We start from the raw sequence: 6,323 nt of genomic DNA, 5'->3' as shown, positions 1-6,323 counted from the left end.
GGGTTCCACGCGTACCCATCCCGAACACGACCGTTAAGCCCTCCAGCGCCGATGGTACTTGGACCGAAGGGTCCTGGGAGAGTAGGACGTTGCCAAGCGGATATTCCCTGATAGCTCAGTTGGTAGAGCACTCGACTGTTAATCGAGTTGTCACAGGTTCGAGTCCTGTTCGGGGAGCCATGCTCTCATAGCTCAGCAGGTAGAGTGCTTCCATGGTAAGGAAGAGGTCACCGGTTCGAATCCGGTTGAGAGCTCCACAGATTTGCAAGGCCCGTTGGTCAAGGGGTTAAGACACCTCCCTTTCACGGAGGTAACATGGGTTCGAATCCCATACGGGTCACCAACTTTTACTTGTACTTACCCTTAGAGGGTCCCATAGATATGGAGGCTTAGCTCAGCTGGGAGAGCATCTGCCTTACAAGCAGAGGGTCGGGGGTTCGATCCCCTCAGCCTCCACCATGATCTTCCTAAGAGATTATGGGTAACATAGAGGTACCATCAATGGGGATTAGCCAAGCGGTAAGGCAACGGACTTTGACTCCGTCATGCATAGGTTCAAATCCTATATCCCCAGCCAAGTGCGAGCCATTAGCTCAGCTGGTAGAGCACCTGACTTTTAATCAGGGTGTCGAAGGTTCGAATCCTTCATGGCTCACTTTTATTATTACATGCGCGTGTGGCGGAATGGCAGACGCACCAGACTTAGGATCTGGCGTTTCACGACGTGGGGGTTCAAGTCCCTTCACGCGCACCACTTATTGCGGACGTGGCTCAGCGGTAGAGCATCGCCTTGCCAAGGCGAGGGTCGCGGGTTCGATTCCCGTCGTCCGCTCCATAATTTTTGCGCCCTTAGCTCAGCTGGATAGAGCGTTTGACTACGAATCAAAAGGCCGGGAGTTCGAATCTCTCAGGGCGCGCCATTTTTTTATTAAGCAATTATAGTATTTTTTAACGGGATGTAGCTCAGCTTGGTAGAGCACCTGGTTTGGGACCAGGGGGTCGCATGTTCAAATCGTGTCATCCCGATTTTTCACCTTTGCGGGTGTAGTTCAATGGTAGAACTTCAGCCTTCCAAGCTGATAGCGTGGGTTCGATTCCCATCACCCGCTCCATAATTTTATAGTAACGGGATGTAGCTCAGCTTGGTAGAGCACCTGGTTTGGGACCAGGGGGTCGCATGTTCAAATCGTGTCATCCCGATACTCAGCTTAAACGCTCTTAGAAAGCTCTTACTTCGGTAAGAGCTTTTTTTGTTATGTATAGAATTAAAATACGCTTAAATTCATATAACATATGCTCAATCATTCTTCCAAAAGAAATTGAAATTCTGGTGGAATGCCAATCCGTAGATAGTAACTTTTCCATGATTCTTCTTGCTCAGGATTGCTGCCTGTGGATAGTAGCTTTACAGCAAAGACATTAGCTTGACGTTCAAGCTTGCCAGGAGAGAAGTAGGAGCTTTCCTCTAGAAAAAAGCGGTTAATCCCCTTATGAAGACGATCATGTCCTAATTCATGCGCACAAACGAAGCGCTGCCACTCAACTGGCAACTCATTATGAATGACGATAAATCTTCTTCTTAGTTTTCGGTAATATAATCCCTTTGTGCCTGTCCCAAGGTTCATGAAACGAATGTGAATGCCTAGCGCTGAGGCCAGCTCGAACGGACAGTTGGTTTTATATTTTTTAATCAGATTATTAATCAGTTCATCCATATTCTTCACCTGCAGCATGTTAGTGTAGTTATTAAGTGTTGTTGGATTTATTTCTCTTGTTCATCTGTTTGGCTTCCCAGAATAAGCCGGTCAATACATCTTTTATCCTCTGCTTGTCTTCCTTGTCTAATGGAATCCCATCAAACATCAGCTCTCCATCATCCTCCAGCATTTTACGGAAGTCACGCTTATCCTTGCTTGTAGCCCACTCTGGGACGATCTCTTCGCTTGGAAGAGCCTGTTCCTGCAAATACCCCGCTTGATCCATTAGCTCCTCGTACGGGACGCCTGTAGCCTCTGCTATTTTGCGTAATGTAGTTGGCTTAGGCACTCCTCTTAGACCATTTTCAATCCGTGAAATCTGTGATCCGCTAATCCCCGCTGCTTCTGCCAATTGATTAATAGTGAGTCCCTTCGTTTCGCGAAGTTGTTTCATGTAATCCCCAAATTCCTGTTTCATCTCAACCACTCCTTATAGACTGAAGCTTATGTTATTAATATAAGCCATTTTTGCCAATTGGTAAACAACAAAGCGTATATTATTGCCAAAAGGCAAGATAATGGAGGGAAAGCTATTCTTTTTCGCCCAAAACAGACTAAAACGGGGTTTTACGAGATTGGTAGATAAGTGGTATATTATAGAAAAATACGAACAGAAATACGAACACTTTTATATTTTAGCACATTGCTTAGGAAACTTCCGCAATTTAATCTCATTCTGTTAAAACCTAAAGGAGTGCATAAAATGATGAACTTATCTGCTTTACCAGAGTTGGACCGTCGCCGAACCCAGGTCGCTATAGAGAGCATGTTGGAGAAATACCGTATTTTTAAGACCGTTACATTTGAGGCTAAGGAAGCCAGTACTACTTATTCGTATACAGAAAGATTTCATGGTCCTACGAATACTGTTACTGATCAGACTGCTGCGATAGCTTCTTATAATGTGGATATACCGGCTGCTAGGAGGGCTTTTTGCTCGGCGATAGACTCTGTGGTAGAGAGACTCGATACGAGGGAGCAGCAATTAGTAAGAGAGCGTTATATGAAAAGAGACGAAACGTACGATTATACGATTTACAATCATGTGTTTGATCCACCGGTAAGTAAGGACACTTACGTGAAGATACGCTCGAAGGCATTTTATAAGATGGCTTTGGCTTTAACGGATCTTGGTCTACTATCCCTTAACACCTTAATAACAGCACCTAGAGTGAAGAAAGAGAAAGTTAGTATTACCTAAGAGATATAGATGGTTACTTAAGAGACGGTGTCATCCGAGCGGATGATGCGGTCTTTTTTATTGATTATATGTTCCTCCGAAAAACCGCTCTATACCATCCCAAAGCTAGCTTAAACCTCGTCGGTATACCGTCTCTGCAAGGCAAATAGGGGTGTATATTTATAACATGGCAAATGAAGCAAAAAGAACACCGCAAGAGCATGAATGCTCTGCTAATCCTTCCGCCCTAGTGGTGATGAGAACAAATCTAGCGGTGAAAGATTCTTTTGGCATTAGCCTAGTGTAGAAGGGATATTATCCAGCATCGGATAGTATCCTTTTTTGTTCTTAGTTTTAGTAGAGGGGGTGTCTTCTTAATGTTAATGCAATTGAAGGTTAACACCATCAAAGAACGGCGAACCGCCGAAGTTCAGAAAGGAATGGAGTGATGTCGGTACAACAATTACGAGAACACATTACAAGTGCGCTGGAGCGGTATTTTCCAGATGTGCCTGTGTATGTGAATGGGGAGAAACCTCAGACGGCTTATTTTTATCCCGGACTGATCTCAGCGACCCTGGATCGGCAGCGGGAAGGCCGATATTTAGCGGTCTATCGCTTTGGTATCCGTTATGAACAAGGCAGTCTGCTGGAAGCTGAGAGAATGGCAGATAAGCTGAGTGAGGCAATGGCAGGGATGGAGCAAGAGGGTGGCTCCTTTCGTGTAGCTAGGCAAGCCTGGGAAGCTGGGGGAGAGGGGAAAGGACCTCTTTTTACAACGGACTATATGGTGTATTTGCAAAGTGAGAAGCCTGACCCCATTAAGATGGGACAAATGATAGGAGGAGAAAGACTGAAATGAGCACAAAGGTGAGTAATGGAGATCGTTTTGGTAAAGAGCAGATTGTGAATTCATCGCTTTTTACGGCTAAGGAAAAGGATGTGCTGAACGTTATTTTGCAGGATGACAAAAATTATACGATCGAAGAAGCGAAGCAATCTATGGGATTGTTTATTAATAAGGAGGTTTTGAACTAATGGCAGGCGGAACATGGACAACTCAAAACAAAGTGCGCCCCGGGGTGTACGTAAATGTAGCATCGAATCAAGGTGCCATCGGCAAAATGGGAGAACGCGGAATTACAGCTTTGGCACTTGCTCTATCTTGGGGAGAACCTGGAGTAATCATGAAGCTTACCGCCCAGGACGATATAAATAAATTGCTGGGTTATGATTTGGAACATCTAACATTGCTGCCAGTACGCGAAGCGCTGAAACGTGCGGGAACGTTACTGCTCTATCGATTGAATGAAGGGGTTAAAGCGGCGGTCACGAACAATGGTCTGCAGGTAACGGCTAAATATGGCGGTGTACGCGGAAACGATCTTTCTGTTGTTATTGAGAAGAATATTGAGAATAATGCACTTTTTGATGTGAAAACGTTGCTTAATGGAACTGAACAGAACAAGCAAACAGTTGGAACGGCTGAAGAGTTAGTCGCCAACGATTATGTTCAATTTCAGAAAAATGGAGCAGAAGGCTTGAAGCTAACCGCAGGTATGCCGCTTATTGGTGGATCTAATGGTACGGTGACAAATGGCGCTCACAGCGATTTCTTATCTGCTCTTGAGGTGCTTGAGTTCCAAACGGTTGGATTAGTATCGCAGGATAGTACGCTTAAGGCGCTGTATAGCTCTTGGGTAAGAAGACTACGGGAAACTGAAGGGAAGAAAGTGCAGGCTGTACTCTCGGATTATGCGACTGCGGGTCATGAAGGTGTGATCAGCGTGAAGAATGGGGTAGTGCTAAGTGACGGAACTACGATTGATAACAACAATGCCGTTGCTTGGGTGGCCGGTGCTACGGCTGCTGCTGCGGTGAATCAATCGCTGACTTATCAGGGCTATGACGACTCCGTTGACGCGGATGTACGGCTTAGCCATTCTGAGACGACTGCAGCTTTGCTGCAAGGTGAACTGCTCTTTACTTACAGTGGAGGGCGAGCTGTTGTGGAGCAGGATATTAACACGTTTACGGCATTCTCTCCGGATAAAGGCAAAGCGTTCTCTAAGAATCGTGTACTACGCGTGCTGGACGGAATTTCGAATGATCTAAAGCGTATTTTTGAGAACTACTACATTGGTAAGGTAGCCAATAATGAAGATGGACGGGCTCTGTTCTGGTCACAATGTGCAACTTACATGAATGATCTGCAGGATATGGGGGCGATCGAAAGCTTTAATGCGCAGACCGATGTTGTCGTTGTGGCAGGTACCGATAGCGATAGCATTGTGCTCGACGTGGCTGTGAAGCCAGTTGATTCCGTAGAAAAAGTATATATGAAAGTGAAGGTGGTTTAAGATGGCATTTTTAAAAGCTAGCGATACGATTTCCGGCCAGGAGGGCCGTGCGTATGCCGTGATTGGTACACAAACTGAAGAGATGTTCTATGTGAAAACACTTGAAGCAACGGTAGAAAAAACAAAGGCAGAAGTGAAGACACTCGGCCGCCGTGGAGTTCAACATAAAGCGACTGGATGGTCGGGCAGCGGTTCAATGACGATTTTTTATATGACTAGCCGTTTCCGCCAGATGATGCTCGATTATATGAATACAGGTGTCGATCAGTATTTCGATATTGAAGTTACGAACGAAGATCCATCGTCCAGCGTGGGAGCACAACGTATTATTTTAAAAGGCGTAAACCTTGACAGTGTCATCATGGCCTCTCTGGATACAGAATCAGATGCGCTGGAAGAAGAAGTGAGCTTTACCTTTGAAGACGTGCAGATTGTCCAAGCTTTTGGCGCTCCGGCAGGCTCCGGAAAATAATAAAGACAACTAGATAGGAGCAAGTAAGGCCCGGGCGTGCAGGTGAGCAGCGGGTCTCTTCTCTGTCTAGTTAGTAGTACTAGAAGAAACTAAATTATTTTAGGAGGAAGACAATGAGTGAATTAAGTTTGTTTTTTGCGCAAAATGTAGCATGTGACACGACCGAGGAGTTTGTAGTATCGCAGCGTTTTAAGGATAAGGAAGGGAATGCGGTTGCCTGGAAGCTGCGAAGTATGAATGAAGATGAGAATCAGGAATGCCGTAAAGCAGCTACCCGAAAAGTAAAAGGCAAGAACGGAGTGTATACCTCCGAGATTGAACCGAATGATTATATGGCTAAGCTTATGACTTCAAGTGTAGTGCATCCAGATCTGAAAAATGCTGAGCTACAGCGTTCTTACGGCGTTCTTGGTGCCGAAACGCTGCTGCGTAAAATGCTGCTTCCAGGTGAATTCGCGGCACTGGGTGAACGGGTACAGGCCTTGAATGGCTTCGGTACAGATATGAACGAGCTGGTGGATGAAGTAAAAAACTAATCAACGAGGGCGACAGCG

Annotated in this window: 8 protein-coding genes, 12 tRNA genes and 1 rRNA gene; 19 read left to right on the top strand and 2 right to left on the bottom strand. The window is 45.5% G+C overall.

All coding sequences use genetic code 11. From position 1 onward, the window contains the following. From rrf to UQ64_RS19635, 13 genes are all read left to right on the top strand, one after another. Nucleotides 1-98 (top strand): 5S ribosomal RNA (gene rrf, locus UQ64_RS19695); the annotation flags it as partial. A 6-nt stretch (nt 99-104) separates the two neighbouring features. After that, nucleotides 105-180, top strand: a tRNA-Asn gene (locus UQ64_RS19690). Between the two features lies 1 nt (nt 181). Next, nucleotides 182-257: transfer RNA gene (locus tag UQ64_RS19685), tRNA-Thr, on the top strand. A gap of 11 nt (nt 258-268) precedes the next feature. Continuing rightward, nucleotides 269-343, top strand: a tRNA-Glu gene (locus UQ64_RS19680). Nucleotides 344-383: 40 nt separating this feature from the next. Further along, nucleotides 384-459: transfer RNA gene (locus UQ64_RS19675), tRNA-Val, on the top strand. A 43-nt stretch (nt 460-502) separates the two neighbouring features. Beyond that, a tRNA-Gln gene (locus UQ64_RS19670) sits at nt 503-577 on the top strand. 5 nt (nt 578-582) lie between these two features. Then, nucleotides 583-655, top strand: a tRNA-Lys gene (locus tag UQ64_RS19665). Nucleotides 656-670: 15 nt separating this feature from the next. Next, nucleotides 671-754: transfer RNA gene (locus UQ64_RS19660), tRNA-Leu, on the top strand. A gap of 6 nt (nt 755-760) precedes the next feature. Beyond that, nucleotides 761-835 (top strand) — tRNA-Gly (locus UQ64_RS19655). 8 nt (nt 836-843) lie between these two features. Then, nucleotides 844-920, top strand: a tRNA-Arg gene (locus UQ64_RS19650). A gap of 32 nt (nt 921-952) precedes the next feature. Continuing rightward, nucleotides 953-1,026, top strand: a tRNA-Pro gene (locus tag UQ64_RS19645). Between the two features lie 12 nt (nt 1,027-1,038). Then, nucleotides 1,039-1,112: transfer RNA gene (locus tag UQ64_RS19640), tRNA-Gly, on the top strand. 14 nt (nt 1,113-1,126) lie between these two features. Next, a tRNA-Pro gene (locus UQ64_RS19635) sits at nt 1,127-1,200 on the top strand. 101 nt (nt 1,201-1,301) lie between these two features. On the opposite strand, the gene UQ64_RS19630 is transcribed toward UQ64_RS19635, so the two are convergent. Both UQ64_RS19630 and UQ64_RS19625 read right to left on the bottom strand, forming a co-directional pair. Continuing rightward, a complete protein-coding gene (locus UQ64_RS19630) occupies nt 1,302-1,715 on the bottom strand; it encodes an ImmA/IrrE family metallo-endopeptidase (RefSeq protein WP_060625197.1) in 414 nt (137 codons plus the stop codon). Nucleotides 1,716-1,746: 31 nt separating this feature from the next. After that, nucleotides 1,747-2,175 (bottom strand): helix-turn-helix domain-containing protein, encoded by a 429-nt coding sequence (locus UQ64_RS19625; RefSeq protein WP_060625194.1) that lies wholly within the window; start codon nt 2,173-2,175, stop codon nt 1,747-1,749. A 288-nt stretch (nt 2,176-2,463) separates the two neighbouring features. On the opposite strand from UQ64_RS19625, the gene UQ64_RS19620 reads away from it, so the two are divergent. The 6 genes from UQ64_RS19620 to UQ64_RS19595 all read left to right on the top strand — a co-directional run bounded on the left by UQ64_RS19620 (nt 2,464) and on the right by UQ64_RS19595 (nt 6,305). Continuing rightward, complete coding sequence (locus tag UQ64_RS19620) at nt 2,464-2,958, top strand: ArpU family phage packaging/lysis transcriptional regulator (protein WP_042132515.1); 495 nt, start codon at nt 2,464-2,466, stop codon at nt 2,956-2,958. A 427-nt stretch (nt 2,959-3,385) separates the two neighbouring features. Beyond that, a complete protein-coding gene (locus UQ64_RS19615; protein WP_060625193.1) occupies nt 3,386-3,799 on the top strand; it encodes a phage tail terminator family protein in 414 nt (137 codons plus the stop codon). Next, nucleotides 3,796-3,975 (top strand): hypothetical protein, encoded by a 180-nt coding sequence (locus tag UQ64_RS19610; RefSeq protein WP_060625192.1) that lies wholly within the window; start codon nt 3,796-3,798, stop codon nt 3,973-3,975. The genes UQ64_RS19615 and UQ64_RS19610 overlap by 4 nt, the downstream gene beginning before the upstream one ends. After that, on the top strand, nt 3,975-5,297 hold the full coding sequence (locus UQ64_RS19605; RefSeq protein ID WP_060625191.1) for a phage tail sheath family protein: 1,323 nt from the start codon (nt 3,975-3,977) through the stop codon (nt 5,295-5,297). Before UQ64_RS19610 ends, UQ64_RS19605 begins: the two co-directional genes overlap by 1 nt. A gap of 1 nt (nt 5,298) precedes the next feature. After that, nucleotides 5,299-5,769 carry a phage tail tube protein gene (locus tag UQ64_RS19600; RefSeq protein ID WP_042131198.1) on the top strand — a complete coding sequence of 157 codons (471 nt, stop codon included), beginning with the start codon at nt 5,299-5,301 and terminating at the stop codon, nt 5,767-5,769. A gap of 113 nt (nt 5,770-5,882) precedes the next feature. After that, nucleotides 5,883-6,305, top strand: coding sequence for a phage tail assembly chaperone (locus UQ64_RS19595; RefSeq protein ID WP_042131197.1), 423 nt, complete (start codon nt 5,883-5,885; stop codon nt 6,303-6,305). Nucleotides 6,306-6,323 lie beyond the last annotated feature (18 nt).

Origin of the sequence: Paenibacillus etheri (genome assembly GCF_001012825.1) — a bacterium.
GTDB lineage: Bacteria > Bacillota > Bacilli > Paenibacillales > Paenibacillaceae > Paenibacillus_AQ > Paenibacillus_AQ etheri.
This window is presented reverse-complemented; position numbering and strand designations above follow the sequence as displayed.